The sequence below is a fragment of the Nocardiopsis exhalans genome (assembly GCF_024134545.1).
In the GTDB taxonomy this organism is placed as follows: domain Bacteria; phylum Actinomycetota; class Actinomycetes; order Streptosporangiales; family Streptosporangiaceae; genus Nocardiopsis; species Nocardiopsis exhalans.
This window is the reverse complement of the sequence record NZ_CP099837.1, coordinates 5,756,779-5,776,144: the sequence shown is the minus strand read 5'-3', so window position 1 is coordinate 5,776,144 and position 19,366 is coordinate 5,756,779. Positions and strand designations below refer to the sequence as shown.

General features: G+C 69.1%; 18 protein-coding genes. 13 read left to right on the top strand and 5 right to left on the bottom strand.

Features of this window, described 5'->3' with window-relative positions; all coding sequences use genetic code 11:
- The first annotated feature begins 28 nt into the window (after positions 1-28).
- Positions 29-1,417, top strand: a complete 1,389-nt coding sequence (locus NE857_RS25545) for an LVIVD repeat-containing protein (RefSeq protein WP_254418006.1) — start codon at positions 29-31, stop codon at positions 1,415-1,417.
- A 218-nt stretch (positions 1,418-1,635) separates the two neighbouring features.
- On the opposite strand, the gene NE857_RS25540 is transcribed toward NE857_RS25545, so the two are convergent.
- The 3 genes from NE857_RS25540 to NE857_RS25530 form a co-directional block, all read right to left on the bottom strand.
- Complete coding sequence (locus tag NE857_RS25540; RefSeq protein WP_254418005.1) at positions 1,636-1,818, bottom strand: DUF397 domain-containing protein; 183 nt, start codon at positions 1,816-1,818, stop codon at positions 1,636-1,638.
- On the bottom strand, positions 1,815-2,576 hold the full coding sequence (locus tag NE857_RS25535; protein ID WP_254418004.1) for a helix-turn-helix domain-containing protein: 762 nt from the start codon (positions 2,574-2,576) through the stop codon (positions 1,815-1,817). Before NE857_RS25535 ends, NE857_RS25540 begins: the two co-directional genes overlap by 4 nt.
- A 736-nt stretch (positions 2,577-3,312) precedes the next feature.
- The gene (locus NE857_RS25530) at positions 3,313-3,579 is read right to left on the bottom strand and encodes a GntR family transcriptional regulator (RefSeq protein ID WP_254418003.1); all 267 of its coding nucleotides are present in this window, start codon (positions 3,577-3,579) and stop codon (positions 3,313-3,315) included.
- 183 nt (positions 3,580-3,762) lie between these two features.
- Between NE857_RS25530 and NE857_RS25525 the strand changes: the two genes are divergently transcribed.
- Together NE857_RS25525 and NE857_RS25520 are read left to right on the top strand one after the other, a co-directional pair.
- On the top strand, positions 3,763-4,152 hold the full coding sequence (locus NE857_RS25525; RefSeq protein WP_254418002.1) for a hypothetical protein: 390 nt from the start codon (positions 3,763-3,765) through the stop codon (positions 4,150-4,152).
- Positions 4,152-4,568: a hypothetical protein gene (locus NE857_RS25520; RefSeq protein ID WP_344012312.1), complete on the top strand. Its 417-nt coding sequence runs from the start codon at positions 4,152-4,154 to the stop codon at positions 4,566-4,568. Before NE857_RS25525 ends, NE857_RS25520 begins: the two co-directional genes overlap by 1 nt.
- Before the next feature lie 169 nt (positions 4,569-4,737).
- On the opposite strand, the gene NE857_RS25515 is transcribed toward NE857_RS25520, so the two are convergent.
- Together NE857_RS25515 and NE857_RS25510 are read right to left on the bottom strand one after the other, a co-directional pair.
- Positions 4,738-5,619, bottom strand: a complete 882-nt coding sequence (locus NE857_RS25515; RefSeq protein ID WP_254418000.1) for a hypothetical protein — start codon at positions 5,617-5,619, stop codon at positions 4,738-4,740.
- 149 nt (positions 5,620-5,768) lie between these two features.
- The gene (locus NE857_RS25510) at positions 5,769-7,031 is read right to left on the bottom strand and encodes a folylpolyglutamate synthase/dihydrofolate synthase family protein (protein WP_254417999.1); all 1,263 of its coding nucleotides are present in this window, start codon (positions 7,029-7,031) and stop codon (positions 5,769-5,771) included.
- 111 nt (positions 7,032-7,142) lie between these two features.
- On the opposite strand from NE857_RS25510, the gene NE857_RS25505 reads away from it, so the two are divergent.
- The 10 genes from NE857_RS25505 (at position 7,143) to NE857_RS25460 (ending at position 19,233) form a co-directional block, all read left to right on the top strand.
- Positions 7,143-8,492: a bifunctional folylpolyglutamate synthase/dihydrofolate synthase gene (locus NE857_RS25505; protein ID WP_254417998.1), complete on the top strand. Its 1,350-nt coding sequence runs from the start codon at positions 7,143-7,145 to the stop codon at positions 8,490-8,492.
- 38 nt (positions 8,493-8,530) lie between these two features.
- A complete protein-coding gene (locus NE857_RS25500) occupies positions 8,531-8,935 on the top strand; it encodes a DUF4233 domain-containing protein (protein WP_254417997.1) in 405 nt (134 codons plus the stop codon).
- Positions 8,936-9,178: 243 nt separating this feature from the next.
- Entirely contained in the window at positions 9,179-9,583 is a 405-nt protein-coding gene (gene ndk, locus NE857_RS25495) for a nucleoside-diphosphate kinase (protein ID WP_017583473.1), read from the top strand.
- 246 nt (positions 9,584-9,829) lie between these two features.
- Positions 9,830-10,864 carry a rod shape-determining protein gene (locus NE857_RS25490; RefSeq protein WP_026117018.1) on the top strand — a complete coding sequence of 345 codons (1,035 nt, stop codon included), beginning with the start codon at positions 9,830-9,832 and terminating at the stop codon, positions 10,862-10,864.
- 1 nt (position 10,865) lies between these two features.
- The gene (gene mreC, locus NE857_RS25485) at positions 10,866-11,765 is read left to right on the top strand and encodes a rod shape-determining protein MreC (protein WP_254417996.1); all 900 of its coding nucleotides are present in this window, start codon (positions 10,866-10,868) and stop codon (positions 11,763-11,765) included.
- A complete protein-coding gene (gene mreD, locus NE857_RS25480; protein ID WP_254417995.1) occupies positions 11,762-12,322 on the top strand; it encodes a rod shape-determining protein MreD in 561 nt (186 codons plus the stop codon). The genes mreC and mreD overlap by 4 nt, the downstream gene beginning before the upstream one ends.
- 4 nt (positions 12,323-12,326) lie before the next feature.
- A complete protein-coding gene (gene mrdA / locus NE857_RS25475) occupies positions 12,327-14,459 on the top strand; it encodes a penicillin-binding protein 2 (RefSeq protein WP_254417994.1) in 2,133 nt (710 codons plus the stop codon).
- Complete coding sequence (gene rodA / locus NE857_RS25470) at positions 14,459-15,643, top strand: rod shape-determining protein RodA (protein ID WP_254417993.1); 1,185 nt, start codon at positions 14,459-14,461, stop codon at positions 15,641-15,643. Before mrdA ends, rodA begins: the two co-directional genes overlap by 1 nt.
- Before the next feature lie 153 nt (positions 15,644-15,796).
- Positions 15,797-17,734, top strand: coding sequence for a TIGR03960 family B12-binding radical SAM protein (locus NE857_RS25465; RefSeq protein ID WP_254417992.1), 1,938 nt, complete (start codon positions 15,797-15,799; stop codon positions 17,732-17,734).
- Between the two features lie 716 nt (positions 17,735-18,450).
- Positions 18,451-19,233 (top strand): TIGR03936 family radical SAM-associated protein, encoded by a 783-nt coding sequence (locus NE857_RS25460; RefSeq protein WP_254417991.1) that lies wholly within the window; start codon positions 18,451-18,453, stop codon positions 19,231-19,233.
- Positions 19,234-19,366: the final 133 nt, after the last annotated feature.

Here is a 19,366-nt window from a genome sequence, read left to right as displayed (position 1 = left end):
GCACCCCCATCACAGGAAAGAGAGACCCATGCGCACCTCACCGCGCCGTGCGGCCGCACTGGCGACATCCGCGGCCGCGGCTCTGCTCGCCGGGCTGCTCGGCCCGGCGGCGGCTCACGCCGACACGCCGCCCTCCGACGACATCTCCAGCGACAACGTCGAGTTCGTCACCAACGTGCCCAAGCCCGAGGCGGTCAACAACGTCAACTCGGACCTGGCGTTCACCGGTGACTACGCGATCGGCGGCAACTACGACGGGTTCGTCGTCTACGACATCTCCGATCCGGAGTCTCCGACGGTTGTCTCCGAGGTGCTGTGCCCCGGAGGTCAGGGCGATGTGTCGGTCAGCGGAGACCTGCTGTACTTCGCCGTTGACTACCCCCGGGCCAGCGACGAGTGCGGCGCCCCCGCCGTGCCCACCACGGACCCGAACGGGTTCGAGGGCGTGCGGATCTTCGATATCTCGGACAAGGCCAACCCCCAGTACGTGTCGGCGGTGCGCACCGACTGCGGATCGCACACCCTGACCCTGGTGCCCGGCGACGAGGAGCGCGAGTACGTGTACGTGTCCTCGTACTCGCCCTCGGTGAACTTCCCGAACTGCCAGCCGCCGCACGACAAGATCTCGGTCATCGAGGTCCCGCTGGACGACCCGGCCTCGGCGGCCGTCGCCAGTGAGCCGGTGCTCTTCCCGGACGGTGGCAACCACGACCAGGACAACCTGCTGCTGCCCACCCAGGGCTGCCACGACATCACGGTCTTCCCGGCCAAGGACCTGGCCGCCGGGGCGTGCATGGGCGACGGCATCCTGATGGACATCACCGATCCACTGGAGCCGGTGGTCACCGAGGTGATCCAGGACGAGAACTTCGCGTTCTGGCACTCGGCCACGTTCACCAACGACGCCAAGACCGTGCTGTTCACCGACGAGCTCGGCGGCGGCGGTGCGCCCACCTGCACCGAGGAGATCGGTCCCGAGCGCGGTGCCAACGCCATCTACACCATCAAGGGCAAGGGCGCCGACGCCACGCTGGAGTTCGCCAGCTACTTCAAGATCGACCGTCACCAGGGCGACCAGATCTGCGTGGCGCACAACGGTTCGCTGATCCCGGTTCCCGGGAAGGACTACTTCGTGCAGTCCTGGTACCAGGGCGGAGTCTCGGTGATCGACTTCAACGACCCGAGGAACCCGCGCGAGATCGGCTACTTCGACGCCGACTCCCGGATCGACCCGGACATCCAGGACAACGACACCTGGTCGGCGTACTACTACAACGGCTACGTGTACTCCTCGGACATCGAGCGGGGGCTGGACGTCCTCAAGCTCACCGACCCGCGCCTGCGCGCGGCCGAGCGGGTCACCTACGACGAGTTCAACCCGCAGACCCAGCCCGTCTACCGCCCCGGCAAGCGGTAGGGACAGGGGCCACCGAGTCCGGTTCGAGGACTGGGTCGAGGGCCAATACGAGGGGTCGGGGAGAGCACTCTCCCCGACCCCTCGCCGCGCACCAAGGGACCACACGCGGGCCACCCGTGAGTCCTTTCATGGTCAGGTGGGCCCAGCTCGGTGAGGCCGGGGCATGTCCACCACGACTCCCCGGCGCCAGACCGAGGGGCACGGTGATACGGAGGCGTTCAGTGGTTCGCGCGGAGGTCCCCTACGAGGGCGGTCCATTCTGCGATGGGAAAGGACAGGTGGCCCGCTTCCCGGTGCTGGGTGTCGCGGACGTCAGCGCCGCGGGCGGACTCGCGGGCCTCCACGCAGTTGTTCCCGTTGGCGCTGTAGCTGCTTTTGTGCCACTTGGCGGGGGTGCTCATGTGAGGCTCTCCAGGTACTCCAAGGAGGATGCGACCGGCAACGCGGTGGTCAAAGCTGCCGTGACCACCGCATCTACGCGTTCCGTCGCGTCGGCGGTTAGTAGAACGGTACCGTCTGCGTGATCGCTCGCGATGATCCTCTCGCCGGACCGTAGCCGGTAGTTCATAAGGGGAGCGACCGGCACGATCATCGAGGTTCCCAACGGGGCGAGACACACGGTCACACGTCCGGTTTCCGCCCAGGCCAGAAGGTGTTTCGCCTGCGCGCTTTGAAGAGACGGCGAGAGCCCGCCGACCGCTGTCGCGGGGAACACCGCCGTGACTCGCAGTTCGGGTAGAGCAGAAAGACGCTCGCACCGGAGCGTAACCAGACTCGCGAGGTCTTCCGCGCTGGCCATGGGACTGCCTGCGCGGAAGACCTCTGTGGCGTATTCGGGGGCTTGTAGCATCCCAGGCACACCCGCAGACGTGACCAGGGTGACGTGCCTAGCTGCGGTTTCGATGGACGCAAGGTCGCGTGCCCATTCGGGCCACCCTGTGCGTGAGTTCTGCGCGCGCCACGCTGCGAGCAGCCTTCCACTCGCTTCGCACTCCCTATCTAGTTTTTCCACATTATCCCTTTTTGGGATAGATAATCCCTTCTCCCACCTGTTCACGGATGATGTGGATACCCGCGCACGGTTTGCCAGTTGCGTTTGCGTGAAGCCCGCAAGCTCTCGGTATTGGGTGAGAGCCTCTGCAAAGGGGTTTGGAGGCATGTGTAAATTATGCCCATCGATTCCCTCGGCAGCACCAGTTTTCCCAGCAGTTCCCGATTGCTGGTGGGAAAGCGGGTGAGGGGGTCACGCTCTACGTATGGCTACATACACAGCACCCGCAGGCGGCGCGGTAGACACAGCCGTCCTCACACTGCACTCCGCTATCCGTCGGCGGGGCGTGGCGGCCATGGACGGAGACCAGCCGGGTGAGGTCCGGGCAGAGCACGGAGGGCGGTGCATCGTCGTGCGGCTCTTCGAAGGCCGGTGGATCTCAGCGGTTGACGGGGGCGGTTGTGTCGCTCCGATCGGCCGGGAGGGCGAGGAGGAATCCCTTGCCCGTTGGCTCGCGGGTGAACTGCTGGGGCGGATATGACTGCTCCAGTTCGCACGTTCGATGACCTCGCTCGGCTAACACGGCCTCGCCGTCCTCAGATGCCCGCTCCGCGCACGGGGGAGAGCCCGCCGCTTCCTCGCAGGGGCCGACCTCCGTCAGCGTCGGGGTGTCCGCCGCACGATTGGAACCGTGCCCCTGGTTCCCGAATCCAACAGTGCCGCGTCTGCGGCATCACTCAGCGAGTTCCGTGACCCCGACTGGAAAGCCCCACATGTGTACTGACTGCGGCAAGCTGCTCAACACGTCCGGTGAGTGCCCCGACGGCCATTTCTGACAGTCCGTGCTCCTTCTCCGAACGGAACCTGGGTAACGAGCCCCCGGATCGCGCTCCGGGGGTTTCGTCTAGGGGTGTACCGGCCACGCTCCCTTGCCGTTCGATACACGGACGAGTCCGTGCTCAGCGAGAACAGACACGGCGCGCTGTGCGGTGCCGCGCGATACGCGGAATTCGTCCTGTAGCTCCGCCACACTCGGAAGCCGCGTGTCCCCGGGGTAGTCCCCACGTTCGATCCTGGCCGCGAGGACGGCAGCGAGTTGGACGTACTTGGGTTCCGGACCTTCCTTGAGTCGGCTGTCCGGACCGTACCCGTCGGGAAGCGGTGTGGTCATACCCATTATCGTCCCATGCCGGGAAGGACTGAACTGTATGGGCATCTCTGAATGCTGTGGACAGCTCTGAACGGTTGCGGTAATGTCACGCATGCCGATGCGGCAGAGCCCGGCGGGTGTCGTTACCACCCCCGGGCCATGGTCAACGCTTACAGGAGCGTCAACGTGCACACTCTACTTGCCATGCTCGCAACCCTCGTTCGGTTGCTGCGTCCGTCTCACGGTCTGCACGCGGCCCCGCGTGCCCTCCGCCACGAGGTTCGCGAAGAAGCCCGCGCGGCCCGGGTCCGCCGCTACGCGAACCCGCTTCCGGCCAGCCCCACGGGGCCCGGTCACACCTCCGCGATCCCGGCCCCGCGTCGTCCCCTGGATGGAGCCCCGCCGGTGCCCCTTCGCCCCGTCGCGACGGACTACGCGCTTGTTGTCCAGACGGAGACCGTGCGCCCTCCGGAGGGCCTCGTGCGCAACTACTACCTGGCCCACGAGGCACAGCAGCGGCACACGCGTGTTGACCGTGACCGGTCAGGCGCGGCCGCGCCGCGTGAGTTCTCCGTGCTGGAAGGGGTCGCGTGATGACCGCGAGCAACGACGCACAGGAGCTTCCCGGTACGGGGGCGGGCGCCGGGGCCGGTTCTCCCGGCCTCCCGGCTGAGGCCATGGCGGCAGAGGTGTCCCGCCTGCTGGCCACGCCGGGGCTTCCCGGACAGAGCGTGGCCGCCCTTCGCCGCGCGGACAGCGCGTTCGATGTGCTCGACGGGATGCTGCGCAATGGTGCCCCGGTCCCGCTCCGCTGGCCGGTGAACGGTGACGCGGAACGACACGAGCCCGTGACCGCGCTCTACGACGCCGTCTCCGAGTCACTGCGCGAAGTGGGCGGGGCCGCGCGGTCCTTTGTCGCCCTGCGCTCCGCCTGCGCGCTGTGGCGCAGGCTCGACGCCGCGCTCCGTGCCGGGGCTCCGCTCCCGGAACCCTGGCAGCGGAAGCGGTAACCACTACGCGAACACCGCTCCGTCGGCACGACCGACGGGGCTTTCGCTTTCTGTATGGTCCCGTACGCGGTGAGCCACACGTGTACGTTCCCGGTCTGCGAACTGGCCGAAGCGATCCATACGGCCCGACGAAGGGGCTGGCTCTGACCCGGAACCAGCTCGCCCGACATCAGCCGAAGAGGTCCTCGGGGCGGTCCACTGTCACAGCGGCGGGAACCCACTTCTCCAGGGTGTCCAGGTCCGTGCAGGCCTCGATCCGTTCGCGGATCTTGCCGGACACGTCGAAGCCCCGCGCTTCCAGAACCGAGATCACGTTCCGCACTGCGAGGGCGCGGCCCTCTTCACGGCCCTCTTCACGGCCCTCTTCGCGGCCGATGCCGACGTATTTGCGTGCGAAGTCGCTCTGCCACTCGTAGGTTTCCACAGCCATCAAGCTCTCCAGCTCCTTCCGAGCGGCCTCGTTGAGGCCGGACAGCACATAGTCATAGTAGAACGCCCTGTTCGTCTCGGGCGTGGAATCCAGGGCCTCGATCACCGCGCGTAGGGTGCGGTGATCGTCGTTCCCGTGGGCGTGGGCCGACAGCACCGCCAGTTCGGGGAGCACCCGGGCTTCTTCTTCCTTGGCGATGACCGGCATCCGGGTCGGGCCGATGGTGAGCGGAACCAGGTCGAAACCCGGGTGGCCGGTCCGGATCGGCTTGGCGCACCAGCGGGCCACCGCGTCGCTCGGGCACAGGACCAGCAGCATGGTCGGACACTCCAGCCGGACGTGGAGGGTGACCAGATAGGCGGGCCAACTGCGCCGCTTGTCTTTGTCATGGCCGTGTTGGCGTTCGACCACCACCGCCATCACGTTCTCGGTGCCGTCGCGCAGCACGACGGCTCCGTCGCTGTTGAACTCCTTGGGATCGCAGTTGGTCAGTACCGAACTGGTGTTGAGCGCCTCGGTGTACCGGGGCACCTCGAAGCCGAGGGACTCCAGCAGTGCCGGGGCCATGGCCGGTTGGTTCTGCACGAGCCGCAGAGGGATCTCGTGCTCGCGTGTGGGCATGCGGCTCCTTGGAGCTCGGGGACGATCGAACGCACGCGTCGAAGCAGGGCTTCAATCGCCGAGAGGGTTACCAAGGGTGATCATGCCGACTCATGGCCTGTCATGTGGGGCGTTTGCGGATTACGGGTCGTGTGAGGCGAAACCTGTACTCAGCTCGCGTCGAACAGGCGGTCTGTGGGGGCGTCCAGGACCTCCAGCACGCGGCCGGTGAAGTACACCGTGCCCAGGGCCAGGACTCGCTGACCCAGCGCGGTGACGGCGGTGGGGGAGAGGTCCTCGGCGTGGACGTGGTTCCAGTGGGCGGGGAGGTCGTGGTCGAAGCGCAGGTGGGCCTCGGGCAGGCGGACCGCGGTCACCGGCAGGCCCTCCAACGCGGTGACCGCGCCGGAGACGTCCTTGTGGTCGGGCAGGCACAGCAGCACATGGTCCACGCCGCCCCACAGCGCGCGGGCGTGGGCCAGGGCGGCGCTCACCCCGACGCGGTCGATGGCCGAGTCCACCACGACCTCGGTCGTCGAGCCGGGCACGGTGTGCCGGGACAGGCGGGCGGGCAGGGTGACGGTGCCGAGCACGGAGTGGAGTCGTTCCTGGGCGGCCGCCGGGTGCCCGAGCAGCTCCAGCATGCGGGTGGCGGCAGCCGTGCCCAGGACCCCCGAAGCGGCGGACAGGCCCGAGGGCCGAAGCTCCCGCGGTGGCTCCTCGGCGGTCGCGGGGTCCACCACCTGGGGTGACACCCGCCCCCCGGTGACCTCGGACAGGGTTCGGCTGACGACCGGGGCAACCTCGGGGCTCTGCGGCAGCGTCACCAGGGCCTGAGTGCGGTCGGGGGAAGCCACCCGGGTCTTCTCGCGGGCGATCTCCGTCACGGTGTCGCCAAGGGTCCCCAGGTGTTCGGCAAAAACCATGCCAAGCGCCACCACCTCCGGGCCGACCAGCCTGAGCTCGTCGCGGTGGCCGCCCATCCCGGCCTCCAGGACGCACACGTCGGCGCCGATCGCGCGGGCGTGCAGGAGCCCGGCGACCAGGAACAGGCCGCTCGGCGCCAGGTAACCGCCGCTCTCGGTGGGGGAGGGCAGCTCCCCGCGGGCCGCCTCGACGGCCTCGCCCAGGGAGCTGAGTTCGCCGTCGGTCACCGACACCCCGTCCACCCGGACCCGTTCGCGGTATCCCCGGAAGCTCGGGCCGGTGACCAGGACGGTCCGGAGCCCGGCGGCGGACAGCGTCGCCGCCGCGTACGTGGCCGTGCTCCCCTTGCCCTTGGAGCCGACCACCCCGAGTACCGGCACGGGCGCCGGGTCCAGGTCCAGCGCGGCCAGCAGCGCACTCGCGCGGTCCAGGCTGCGGGACTGTTCGGGGCGGCGGCCCGCCCACTCGGAGAAGAAGGGGTCGACGACCGGGTCAAGGCTGGGCATGACCACAGTATGGTCCGCCCCATGTCCGGCTTCGCACACCCGACCCGGAGTCCGTGCCCAGGTGAGGCCGCGTACACTGGCGCGGGTGTACACCCCGATCACCGAGACGCCGTGAGTGAGGCGAGCGCCGCAGAGCGCTACGCCGAGGTCACCACGGAGATTCTCTCCCGCGCACCCGAATCTGACATCGATCCTCGTCTGGACCGTGTCCGCACGGTGCTGGACCTGCTGGGCGACCCGCAGCGCAACTTCCGGGTCATCCATGTCACCGGGACCAACGGCAAGACGTCCACCGCCCGCATGATCGACGCGCTCATGCGCGGCCGCGGTCTGCGCGTGGGCCGCTACACGAGCCCCCACCTGCGGACGGTGCGCGAACGCATCGTCGTCGACGGTGAGCCCATCACCCAGGAGCGGTTCGTCGAGGCCTACGACGACATCCGTCCCTTCCTGGAGATGGCCGACTCGATGAACGACGTCCGGCTGTCGTTCTTCGAGATCCTCACGGTCATGGCCTACGCCGTCTTCGCCGACACCCCCGTGGACGTCGCCGTGGTGGAGGTCGGCATGGGCGGTACCTGGGACGCCACCAACGTCGTCGACGGCGACGTCGCGGTCATCACGCCCATCGGCATCGACCACACCGACTACCTGCCCGACACCCTCGACGGCATCGCCGAGGAGAAGGCGGGCATCATCAAGCCCCAGTCCGTCACCGTCATGGCGCAGCAGCCGCTGCCCGCCGCGGAGGTCCTGGTCCGGCACGCCGCCGAGGTCGGTTCCACCGTGGCCCGTGAGGGGCTTGAGTTCGGGGTGACCTCCCGGGAGGTGGCCGTCGGCGGTCAGCAGCTCGCCGTCAAGGGCCTCACCGGGAGCTACGACAACCTCTTCCTGCCGTTGTTCGGCGAGCACCAGGCCAGCAACGCCGCTGTGGCCATCGCGTCCGTGGAGGCCTTCTCCGCCTCCGAGGACGCCGCCGGACTCGACCCCGTGATCGTCGGCGAGGCCCTGGCCGGACTGGAGTCCCCGGGCCGGATGGAGGTCGTGCGTACCAGCCCGACCGTCATCGCCGACGCAGCGCACAACCCGGCCGGAATGATCGCCACCGCCGCCGCCGTGGAGGAGGCCTTCTCCTTCTCCCGGCTGATCGGCGTGGTCGCGGTCATGGCCGACAAGGACGTTGAGGGGATTTTGGAGCCCCTGGAACCACTGCTCGACGAGCTCGTGGTCACCCGCAACTCCTCGCCGCGGTCCCTGGACCCGGTTCAGCTGTCCGACATCGCCAAGCAGATCTTCGGTGAGGACCGCGTCCACCTGGCTCCCCGGCTCGACGACGCCATCGACCAGGCGGTAGGCCTGGCCGAGGCGGGCGGCGAGTTCGGCGGGGTCGGCGTGCTGGTCACCGGGTCGGTGGTCACCTCTGGTGACGCCGTGCACCTGCTGCGCGGTTCCGGGGAGTAGCGGCAAGCACTCGACCCAACCGACGAAGGGAAACCGTCGTGCGCACACTCTGCGCCGTAGTCCTCGTGTTCGAGGCCATTGTCATCGGCCTGATGATCCCCATCGCCATCAACCTGGAGGGGATGGACCCGGCCCTGGCTGGCGGTGTCTGGGGAGGTATCGCCATAGCCGCGCTGGTGCTGTCCGGCCTGCAGAAGTACACCTGGGCGCACTACGCCGGCTGGGCGCTCCAGGCGGCCTTCCTGTTCAGCTCCTTCCTGGTCGCCGGGACGCCGCTGGTCCCGATCGTGTTCGTGTCCCTGTGGGTCACCGGTGTGATCCTGGGCCGCAAGGTCGATGTGCAGAAGGCGGCGCACGCCGCCTACGCCGAGGCCACGGAGGGTTCTGAGAGCTCCGCTCCCGGCGAGACCGCCGGTGCCACCGGCGGAGCACGGTCGGCGTAGTCGTCGGCGTCGGTGGGCGGCAGGAAGGAATCAGCATGCCCACCGCACCCCGGCTGCGAACGCGATAGTGTGACGCAGGTCCGGGCAGACGGGCGATCCTGGTTCGCCCACGGCGGACCTCCCCCTCGCCCGTCCCCGAGTTCCGGGCACACACCCGTACACCCCACCGCGTGCGGTCGCGACCGTGGGCGCCACGCCTGCGCGCGCCACGCGGGGGGTTCCCAGTGAGGAGTTGAAACGCACGTGGAGCGCACTCTCGTTCTCATCAAGCCCGACGGTGTCCGCCGCAACATCGTCGGCGAGGTCATCTCGCGCATCGAGCGCAAGGGCCTGAACCTGGTCGCGATGGAGCTGCGCACGCTCGACGCCGACACCGCCAAGACGCACTACGAGGAGCACGCCTCGCGGCCGTTCTTCGACTCGCTGGTGGAGTTCATCACCGGTGGCCCGCTGGTCGCCATGGTGGTCGAGGGCGAGCGCGCCATCGAGGCCTTCCGCGCCCTGGCCGGTGCCACGGACCCGGTCACCGCCGCGCCCGGCACCATCCGCGGAGATTTCGCCCTGGAGGTGCAGAAGAACATCGTGCACGGTTCGGACTCCACCTACTCCGCCGAGCGCGAGATCAAGCTCTTCTTCCCTGACCTGTAGGTCCGTTTCTGCGGGGGATGCGGCCCTCAACGGCCTACTCTTGGTGTCTCGGGGTGCGTACGCACCCCGAGACACAGCTGTTTTCTCACCATTCGTCCGCTGACGAGGCAACAATTCGGTGTGTTTGCGTAACGGGCTAAGTGCTGACCGTTACGATACGGGGGACTGGATACATAACGTGCTGGAACGACTACGTATGGTCGTGCCGCACGTCCACGCCCGACACGGCGCCTCTGAGGACGTTACATGCCGAACAACCTTGCATTTCTCGGCCGGGACATGGCCGTAGACCTTGGTACCGCCAACACACTCGTGTACGTACGTGGGCGCGGCATCGTTCTGAACGAGCCGTCCGTGGTCGCGCTCAACACCTCGACCGGCAAGATCGTGGCGGTCGGTATCGAGGCCAAGCAGATGATCGGCCGCACGCCGACCAACATCACCGCCATCCGCCCCCTCAAGGACGGCGTCATCGCCGACTTCGAGGTCACCGAGCGGATGCTGCGGTACTTCATCCAGAAGATCCACCGCCGCCGCCACTTCGCCAAACCCCGCATCATCGTCGCCGTCCCCAGCGGCATCACGTCGGTTGAGCACCGTGCGGTCAAGGAGGCGGGCTACCAGGCCGGGGCGCGCCGCGTGTACATCATCGAGGAGCCCATGGCCGCCGCCATCGGCGCCGGGCTCCCCGTCCACGAGCCCACCGGCAACATGGTCGTGGACATCGGCGGCGGTACCACCGAGGTCGCCGTCATCTCCATGGGCGGCATCGTCACCTCCCAGTCCATCCGGGTGGGCGGTGACGAACTCGACCAGGCGATCATGACCTTCATCAAGAAGGAGTACTCCCTGATGATCGGGGAGCGCACCGCCGAGGAACTCAAACTCGCCATCGGTTCCGCCTACCCCACCGGCTCGGAGGAGCTCCACGCCGAGGTGCGCGGGCGCGACCTGATCAGCGGCCTGCCCAAGACCATCGTGCTCTCCGAGTCCGACGTGCGCCAGGCCATCGAGGAGCCGGTCACCACGATCATCGACGCGGTCCGCACCAGCCTCGACAAGTGCCCGCCCGAACTCTCCGGCGACATCATGGACCGGGGGGTGGCGGTCACCGGCGGCGGCGCCATGCTGCGCGGCCTCGACGACCGTCTCCTGCACGAGACGGGGATGCCCATCCACGTCGCCGAGAACGCGCTCGACTCGGTCGCCGTCGGCTCGGGTACCTGCGTGGAGAACTACGAGCGCCTCCACCAGGTCCTGGTCCCGGAACGGCGGCGCTGACATGCTCCGCGACTCGCCTCGGTCCCGGCTGTTCCTCGCCGTGCTGGTCGCGGCGGCCGTGGTCCTGATCGTCCTGGACGCGCGCCCCGGGAGCAACCCGGTCACCTCGCTGGCCCGCGGCGGCGGCGAGCTCGTCTTCGCGCCCACCGCGGCCGGGGTCGGCCTGCTCACCGGGCCCGCGGCCACGTTCTACGAAGGCGTCAGCCAGGGCCCCGAGGCGGCCGCGCGCATCGCCGAACTGGAGGCCGCCAACGCCGAACTGGAGGCCGGTCTCCAGGCGGCCCGCCTCGACGAGGGGCGCGCGGACCAGCTCGACCAGCTCCTGCACCTGTCCGGCCTGGGCGGTTACGAGATCGTCCCGGCGCAGGCCGTCACCCGCACCACCGCGCGGGGTTACGCGCACACGGTCACCATCGACGCGGGCGCCGACTCCGGGATCGCCCCCGACATGACCGTGGTCAACGGCTCCGGCCTGGTCGGCCGGGTCATCGAGGCCGGACCCCGCACCGCCACCGTCAAGCTCGCCACCGACGTCAACTCCGCGGTCGGCGCGCGGCTGGAGCGGACCAGCAAGATCGGCGCGATCACCGGCGGCAGCGTCCCGGGCGGCCCCGAGGCCGACCTGACCCTGGAGCTGTTCGACATGGAGGCCCCCATCGAGGAGGGGGACCGCGTGGTCACGCTGGGATCGCACGACGGCGCGCCCTTCGTGCCGGGGGTGCCCATCGGCACCGTCGACGAGGTCCAGGTCGCGCCCGGCGCGCTGAGCCGGATCGCCCGCATCACCCCGGCCGTGGACTTCTCGTCCCTGGACATGGTGGGTGTGGTCGTCGGCGGCCCGGCCGAGGACCCGCGCGACTCCGTGCTCCCGCCCAAACCCAAGCCAGAGGGGGACCAATGAGGGCCGCAGCGACCCTGCTCATGGTGACCGTCGCGGTGCTCGCCCAGGCCACCGTCGTCAACCGCCTACCCTTCGAATGGGGCCCCGGCCCCGACCTCGTGCTCGCCGCGGTCGTCGCCGTGGCCCTGACCACCAGCCCGGCCGCGGCCGCCGGATGCGGGTTCGCGGCGGGGCTGGCCATGGACGTGCTGCCCCCGGCCGAGCACCCGATGGGCCGCTACGCCCTGGTGCTGTGCCTGGCCGCCTACGTCCTGGCGCTCCTGCGCGCCAACACCGGCCTGGGCGGCTCCGCGGGCACCGGGATCTCGGCCTGGACCGCCCTGGGCATCACCGCGGTGACCGCCGCGGGCGTGGGCGTGGGATACGCGTTCGTCGGCTTGGTCATGGGCGACGCCAACGTCACCCTCGCCGCGGTCGGCCGCAACGTGGCCGTGGGCGCGCTGCTGACCACGCTGTTCGCGCCGCTGGTCACCCTGCCCGTCCTGTGGGTGCGCTCGCTGCTCACCGAGAGCGATTTCGCCACCATCCAGGGGCCGACCTCCACGGGCGGGTGGTGACCCGGTGCGCAAGCCACCCGTGGGCCCCGCCCTGCCCGGGCGCAGGCTCGGCTGGTTCGGTCTGGTCTTCGCCCAGTTCCTGGTCCTGGTCCTGTTCGCGGCCCTGGTCGCCCGCCTGTGGTACCTCCAGGTGCCCATGGCCGACTACTACCGCGAGCTCGCCGTCGCCAACCACCACCAGGAACTCGTCGTGCCCGCCACCCGCGGGCAGATCCTCGACTCCAGCGGCCGCACCGTGGTCAGCAACAAGACCCAACTCCTGGTCTCGGCCGACTACCACGAGCTCCAGGGCATGGAGGACGGCGGTGCGGGGGTTCTGAGCGACCTCTCCGACGTCCTCGACGTCCCCCTGGAGGAACTCCAGCAGCGCATGCGCCTGTGCGGACCCGAGGTCCAGCGGCCCTGCTGGCCCGGATCGCCCTACCAGCCCGTCACCCTCGCCGAGGACGTGGACGGTCCCGTCGCCCTGCAGATCATGGAGCGCGCCGACGACTTCCCGGGGATCACCGCGCAGGCCCAGGCCGTGCGCGAGTACCCCTACGGAGAGCACGCCGGGCAGATGCTCGGCTACCTCCAGCCCGTCACCCAGGAGGAACTGGAGGCACGCGAGGAGCTGCGCACCCAGTTCACCGGGATCGACATGGTGGGCCGTGACGGCCTCGAAGCCGTCTACGACAAGCAGCTGCGCGGCAACGCCGGACTGCGGACCCTGGGCGTGAACAACCACGGTGAGGTCATGGACGTGATCTCCGAACGCCTCCCCGAAGCCGGCACGCACCTGGTCACCCACATGGACATGAACGTCCAGAAGGTCGCCGAGCGCGCGCTGGCCAAGGGGATGGCGGGCGCACGGCCCAAGTACAAGGCCGACTCCGGCGCCGCCGTCGTCCTGGACGTCACCAACGGCGGGGTCGTGGCCATGGCCAGCGTGCCCACCTACGACCCCAGCATCTGGGACGGCGGCATCGACCAGGACACGTTCGACGCCATGCTCAGCGAGGAGGCCGGGGAACCCCTGCTCTCCCGCGCCGTCCAGGGCACCTATCCGCCCGGCTCCACCTTCAAGGTGTCGTCGATGTCCGCCGCGGTCGAGAACGGGTACCCGCTGCGCAGCACCTACGCCTGCCCCGGTTCGGTCAGCCTGGCCGGGCAGAGCTACGAGAACTACGCGGGCGCGGGCCAGGGCAGCATCACCCTGAAGCAGGCGATCATCGCCTCCTGCAACACCATCTTCTACAACTTCGGCTACCAGATGTGGCTCAAGGACGGCGGGCTGCACCCCGACGGCGACCCGGAGGAGGCCATGGCCGAGATGGCCCGCGGCTACGGTTTCGGCTCGCCCACCGGCGTGGACCTGCCCTACGAGACCGGCGGCCGCATCCCCGACCGCGAGTGGAAGCGCAGTTTCTGGGAGCAGACCCGGGAGGTCAACTGCGAGCGGGGGGAGAAGGGTTACCCGGAGGTGGCCGAGACCGACCCGTCCCGGGCCGCCTACCTCAAGCTGCTCGCCTACGAACACTGCGTGGAGGGCTTCGAGTGGCGGGCCAACGAGGCGATCAGCTTCGCGATCGGCCAGGGCGACGTCCTGGTGAGCCCGTTGCAGCTGGCCAGCGCCTACGCGTCCATCGCCAACGGCGGCACGCTGTACGAACCCCGCGTGGCCAAGGCGATGGTCGCCGCGGACGGATCCAGCGTCGAGATGATCGAGCCGACGGTCAAGAACAAGGTGCCGGTCAGCGACGAGACCATCAAGTACCTCCAGGAGGCCCTGGCCGAGGTGACCACGTCCGGTACCGGTGGCGGCGCGTTCGCGGGCTTCCCGCAGGACGAGGTGGCGGTGGCCGGCAAGACCGGTAGTGCCGACGCCGAGGGGCGCCAGGTGTCGTCCTGGTTCGCCTCCTACGCGCCGGTCGAGGACCCGCAGTACGCCATCGTCGTCCTGGTCTCCCAGGGCGGTACCGGTGGTGAGACGTCGGCGCCCATAGCCCGCGAGATCTACGAGGGCATCTACGGTTTCTCCCGCTCCGGGGAGAGTGAGGACGTGGAGCGGGGCGAACCGCTGCTACCCGGCGGCAAACCGCACACCGAACTGCCGGTCGTCCGCTCGGACGGTTCCATCGAGACGCTGGAGCCCTGATGATCACGAACCTGGGCGGTCCGACCCGCCCCCGGCGCGACTTCGGACGGGCCCTGTCCACGGCGGCCGGGGGAGCCCGCCGCCTCGACTGGGTCCTGATCGGCGCCGTCCTGGCACTCGGCGGGATCGGCTCCCTGCTGGTGTGGTCGGCGACGCTGCCCGGTGACGGGAGCAACCCGCTCGAATCCACGGACCAGCTGGTCCGCCACCTGGCGCATCTGGGCGTCGCCCTGGCGGCCTGCCTGCTGCTGGCCAGCATGGACTACCGCACGGTTCGCGCGTACGTGCCGATCGTCTACCTGCTGACCGTCGTCGGCCTGGTCCTGGTGATCACCCCGCTCGGCGCGGTGATCAACGGTTCGCGCGGCTGGATCGTGGTCGGCGGTTTCCAGTTCCAGCCCAGTGAACTGGCCAAGGTCGGCCTGGTCCTGGCACTGGCCACCCTGCTGGGCGAACCCCGGGACGGCGAGACCCGTCCCATGACCCGCGACGTGCTGTTCGCTCTGTTGGTGATGGTGGTGCCGCTGGTGCTGGTGGTGTTCCAGCCCGACCTCGGCACCAGCCTCGTGCTCGTCGCGATCTTCCTCGGCGTGCTCGCTCTGTCCAAGGCCCCGGTCATCTGGGTGGCGAGCATGCTCGCCAGCGGTGCGGTCGCGGTGTTCGCGGTGCTGTGGTTCGACCTGTTGGAGCCTTACCAGGTGCAGCGGATCGCCACTCTGATGGATCCGGCGGCCGACCCCCAGGGTGCGGGCTACAACTCCGCCCAGGCGCTGATCGCCGTGGGCTCGGGCGGCTTCGACGGCACCGGGCTCTTCCAGGGCGAACAGACCCACGGGCGGTTCGTGCCCGAGCAGCACACCGACTTCATCTTCACCGTGGCGGGAGAGGAACTCGGGTTCGTCGGGGCCGCGGCGATCATCATCCTGTTCGTGGTGGTCCTCTGGCGGATCCTGCGCATCGCCCAGGGGTGCGATCTGCCGTACCCGCGGCTGCTGTGCGTGGGGACGGCCGCCTGGTTCGGTTTCCAGGGCTTCGTCAACATCGGGATGGGACTGGGGCTGTTGCCCGTGACCGGCCTGCCGCTGCCCTTCGTGTCCTACGGCGGCACCGCGATCCTCGCCAACATGCTGGCCGTCGGTCTGGTGCTGGGCGTCAACTCCCGGGACCGCGGCTTCGAGTTCTGACCGCACCCTGTCCTTCCGGGCGGCCCTTGGCCTTGTGACCAGTTCTTGTCCGGTCTTGACGCGGCCTGTGGACAACCCTCCGGGGCCCGGGTGGCGCCGGTAGCCTGGAGGGATCCAGCCAGACACGATGTCCGCCGACCAAAGGCCAACACCATGTCCGTCGAAAGCATCTTTCCGCGCCTTGAGGCCCTGCTCCCGCAGGTGAGCAAGCCGATCCAGTACGTGGGCGGTGAGCTCAACTCCGTCGTCAAGGACTGGGACTCCACCAGAGTGCGCTGGGCGCTGATGTACCCGGACGCCTATGAGGTGGGGGTGCCCAACCAGGGCGTGCAGATCCTCTACGAGGTTCTCAACGAACGCGAGGGGGTGCTGGCCGAGCGCGCCTACGCCGTCTGGTCGGACATGGAGAAGCTGATGCGCGAGCACGGGGTCCCGCACTTCACCGTGGACTCGCACCGGCCGATCCGCGCCTTCGACGTGCTCGGGCTGAGCTTCGCCAGCGAGATGGGCTACACCAACATGCTCACCGCGCTGGACCTGGCCGGTATCCCGCGCCGCTCCGCCGATCGGACCGAGGAGGACCCCCTCCTCCTGGCGGGCGGGCACTCCGCCTTCAACCCCGAGCCCATCGCCGACTTCCTGGACGCCGTGGTCCTGGGCGACGGCGAGGAGATCGCCCTCGCCGTCACCGAGATCATCCGCGAGTTCAAGGACGAGGGCGAACCCGGCGGCCGCGACGGCCTGCTGCTGCGCCTGGCCGCCACCGGCGGGGTGTACGTGCCGCGCTTCTACGACGTCAGCTACCGCGACGACGGCCGGATCGCCGCCTACACGCCCAACCGCCCCGGGGTGCCGAACACGGTCCAGAAGCACACCGTGATGGACCTGGACCAGTGGCCCTACCCCAAGAAGCCGATCGTGCCCACGGCCGAGTCCGTGCACGAGCGCTACAGCGTGGAGATCTTCCGCGGCTGCACCCGGGGCTGTCGGTTCTGCCAGGCCGGGATGATCACTCGCCCGGTCCGCGAGCGCAACCAGCAGACCGTCCAGAAGATGGTCGAGGAGGGGGTGAAGTCCTCCGGTTTCCAGGAGGTCGGCCTACTCTCGCTGTCCAGCGCCGACCACAGCGAGATCGGCGACATCGCCAAGAACCTCGCCGACCACTACGAGGGCACCAACACCGGGCTCTCCCTGCCCTCCACCCGGGTGGACGCCTTCAACATCGACCTCGCCAACGAACTCACCCGCAACGGCCGCCGCTCCGGGCTGACCTTCGCACCCGAGGGCGGCAGTGAGCGGATGCGCCGGGTGATCAACAAGATGGTCACCGAGGAGGACCTCATCCGCACCGTCACCGCCGCCTACGCGGCCGGGTGGCGGCAGGTGAAGCTCTACTTCATGTGCGGTCTGCCCACCGAGGAGGACGAGGACGTCCTGGCCATCGCCGACCTCGCCACCGAGGTGATCCGCACCGGCCGCGAGGTCACCGGGCGCAAGGACATCCGCTGCACGGTCTCCATCGGCGGGTTCGTGCCCAAACCGCAGACCCCGTTCCAGTGGGCGGCCCAGACCTCGCACGAGGACGTGGACGCCCGCCTGCGCAAGCTGCGCGACCGGCTGCGCGGCGACCGCAAGTACGGCAAGTCCATCGGGCTGCGCTACCACGAGGGCCGACCCTCCATCGTGGAAGGGCTGCTCTCCCGCGGCGACCGCCGGGTGGGCCGGATCGTCGAGCAGGTCTGGGAGGCGGGCGGCCGCTTCGACGGTTGGAGCGAGCACTTCTCGTACGACCGCTGGATGAAGGCGGCCGAGGCCGGACTGGCCGGGACCGGCGTGGACGTGGACTGGTTCACCACCCGCGAGCGCGCCGAGGACGAGGCCCTGCCCTGGGACCACCTGGACGCCGGGCTGGACCGCTCCTGGCTCTGGCAGGACTGGCAGGACTCCCTGCACGGCGAGGAGTCCCTGGAGATCGACGACTGCCGCTGGAACCCCTGCTACGACTGCGGTGTGTGCCCCACGATGGGCACCGAGATCCAGATCAACGACACGGCCGGGGGCCGCCCGATGCTGCCCCTGACCGTGCTCTGAGGCGCCGGGGAGGGCGGTACTGGCTCGCGTCGTACTGGTGGGGGCCGGTCCAGGCCGCGGAGGCGGCGGATCGGCCCCGCAGGGGTGAACCACGGCGTGAACCACGGGGCCGTGCGGGGAACCTGAGGGCCTGTGGGCCTGCTGATGCGCGGGAAAACCGGCACAACCAGTGTGAATCAGGTGAAAGAGGAGTAGGATTCGCGCTCCGGGCGCTCTCTGCCGTGGGGCTCGACCTCACCGGTGCTTCGTGCGCCGGGGGGAGCTTCTTCCGCAGATTCTCTGATGTGAGGAGGAGTGTCCGGAGAAGAAGGTGTACGGCCCGGCGCCCCGCTCGCGCCGGGCCGTACGTGAAGTAAGACTCGCGGGGTGCGCGGGGGGTTGCCATGGATTCGGGATTTCTTTGGATTTTTTTTCCGGACCCCCGTGTTCTGGAGGTGAATGCCGGTGCGGAGTCCGTCCGGACCCGGTCGGGACTTTTCGATCGGGTGTCCTCGGGGGAGATACCGGTATGCGAGTCCTGTTGGCGCATGTGCACTGCGGCGCACCGTACGCTGAGCAGGACGAGGAACAGCCCCTGCGGGCCGCCACAGCCGGTCCGGACCCAGGGGGCACTGAGGAAAGGAGTTGAGCTGCCCCCCGCACACGAGGGCACCATCTCACCCTCCACCGCCAGCCCCGGCCAACGCCTTCGCGTCCGCTACGCCAAACGTGGGCGCATGCGCTTCGCGAGCCACCGCGACATCGCCCGGGCACTGGAGAGAGCCCTGCGCAGGGCCTCGGTACCCGTGGCGTTCTCCGCTGGCTTCTCACCACACCCCAAGATCTCCTACACGGGTGCGGCCCCCACCGGGGTCGCCAGCGAGGCGGAGTATCTTGAGCTCACTCTGGCCGAGGCGCGCCGACCCGAAGAGGTAAGGGTCGCGATTGACGCGGCCATGCCCGACGGGATCGACGTGGTCGAGGTCGTCGAGGCCCGCACCCCGGGTCTGGCCGACCGGCTGCAGGCCTCCCAATGGCGCGTGGAGATGGCGGACGTCGACCCCGACGACGCCGCCAGGGCGGTGGCCACCTACCTGGCCGCCGAAAGCGTTGAGGTGGAACGGATGACGAAGAAGGGCCGACGCCGCTTCGACACCCGCCCCGCTGTTCTCGGCATTGATGTGTGTAGCCGATCCCACGGGCGCGCCCCAGAGGACCGACACGCGACATATGCCATACTTCGAATGGTCGTACGGCACACGACACCTGCTGTACGACCGGACGACGTGCTGACCGGCCTTCGCCAACTGGCCGACCTCGCGCCGCTGTCATCACCGAAGATGACCAGGCTGGCGCAGGGGCCACTGGACGAGGCGACAGGTGCGATCGCCGATCCGTTCGACGCGGACCGACCCGAAGCTCACACCATCGAGAGCCCCGGACCCGCGCACGACCAGACGAACGATCGCCGCACCCGCGCACCACGGCCGTCATCGCCCATAGCGGGACCGCCGCAATGAACGGTCCCAAAGCGGGGAACATGGGCGAAACCACAGGACTTTGCCCCGGTGGCACCCCGGTGCCACCGGCGCTGACACAGCGACGACAGCTCTCGTGAGCCGCGCTACCGACCGAGAGGTCGAGGTGCGCCCG

Bases quoted from the DNA above. Each gene is read 5' to 3' on its own strand.
- NE857_RS25545 (WP_254418006.1), top strand. From the start codon at position 29: ATGCGCACCTCACCGCGCCGTGCGGCCGCACTGGCGACATCCGCGGCC.
- NE857_RS25540 (WP_254418005.1), bottom strand. From the start codon at position 1,818: ATGAGCACCCCCGCCAAGTGGCACAAAAGCAGCTACAGCGCCAACGGG.
- NE857_RS25535 (WP_254418004.1), bottom strand. From the start codon at position 2,576: ATGCCTCCAAACCCCTTTGCAGAGGCTCTCACCCAATACCGAGAGCTT.
- NE857_RS25530 (WP_254418003.1), bottom strand. From the start codon at position 3,579: ATGACCACACCGCTTCCCGACGGGTACGGTCCGGACAGCCGACTCAAG.
- NE857_RS25525 (WP_254418002.1), top strand. From the start codon at position 3,763: ATGCTCGCAACCCTCGTTCGGTTGCTGCGTCCGTCTCACGGTCTGCAC.
- NE857_RS25520 (WP_344012312.1), top strand. From the start codon at position 4,152: ATGACCGCGAGCAACGACGCACAGGAGCTTCCCGGTACGGGGGCGGGC.
- NE857_RS25515 (WP_254418000.1), bottom strand. From the start codon at position 5,619: ATGCCCACACGCGAGCACGAGATCCCTCTGCGGCTCGTGCAGAACCAA.
- NE857_RS25510 (WP_254417999.1), bottom strand. From the start codon at position 7,031: ATGCCCAGCCTTGACCCGGTCGTCGACCCCTTCTTCTCCGAGTGGGCG.
- NE857_RS25490 (WP_026117018.1), top strand. From the start codon at position 9,830: ATGCCGAACAACCTTGCATTTCTCGGCCGGGACATGGCCGTAGACCTT.
- mreC (WP_254417996.1), top strand. From the start codon at position 10,866: ATGCTCCGCGACTCGCCTCGGTCCCGGCTGTTCCTCGCCGTGCTGGTC.
- mreD (WP_254417995.1), top strand. From the start codon at position 11,762: ATGAGGGCCGCAGCGACCCTGCTCATGGTGACCGTCGCGGTGCTCGCC.
- rodA (WP_254417993.1), top strand. From the start codon at position 14,459: ATGATCACGAACCTGGGCGGTCCGACCCGCCCCCGGCGCGACTTCGGA.
- NE857_RS25465 (WP_254417992.1), top strand. From the start codon at position 15,797: ATGTCCGTCGAAAGCATCTTTCCGCGCCTTGAGGCCCTGCTCCCGCAG.
- NE857_RS25460 (WP_254417991.1), top strand. From the start codon at position 18,451: ATGCGCTTCGCGAGCCACCGCGACATCGCCCGGGCACTGGAGAGAGCC.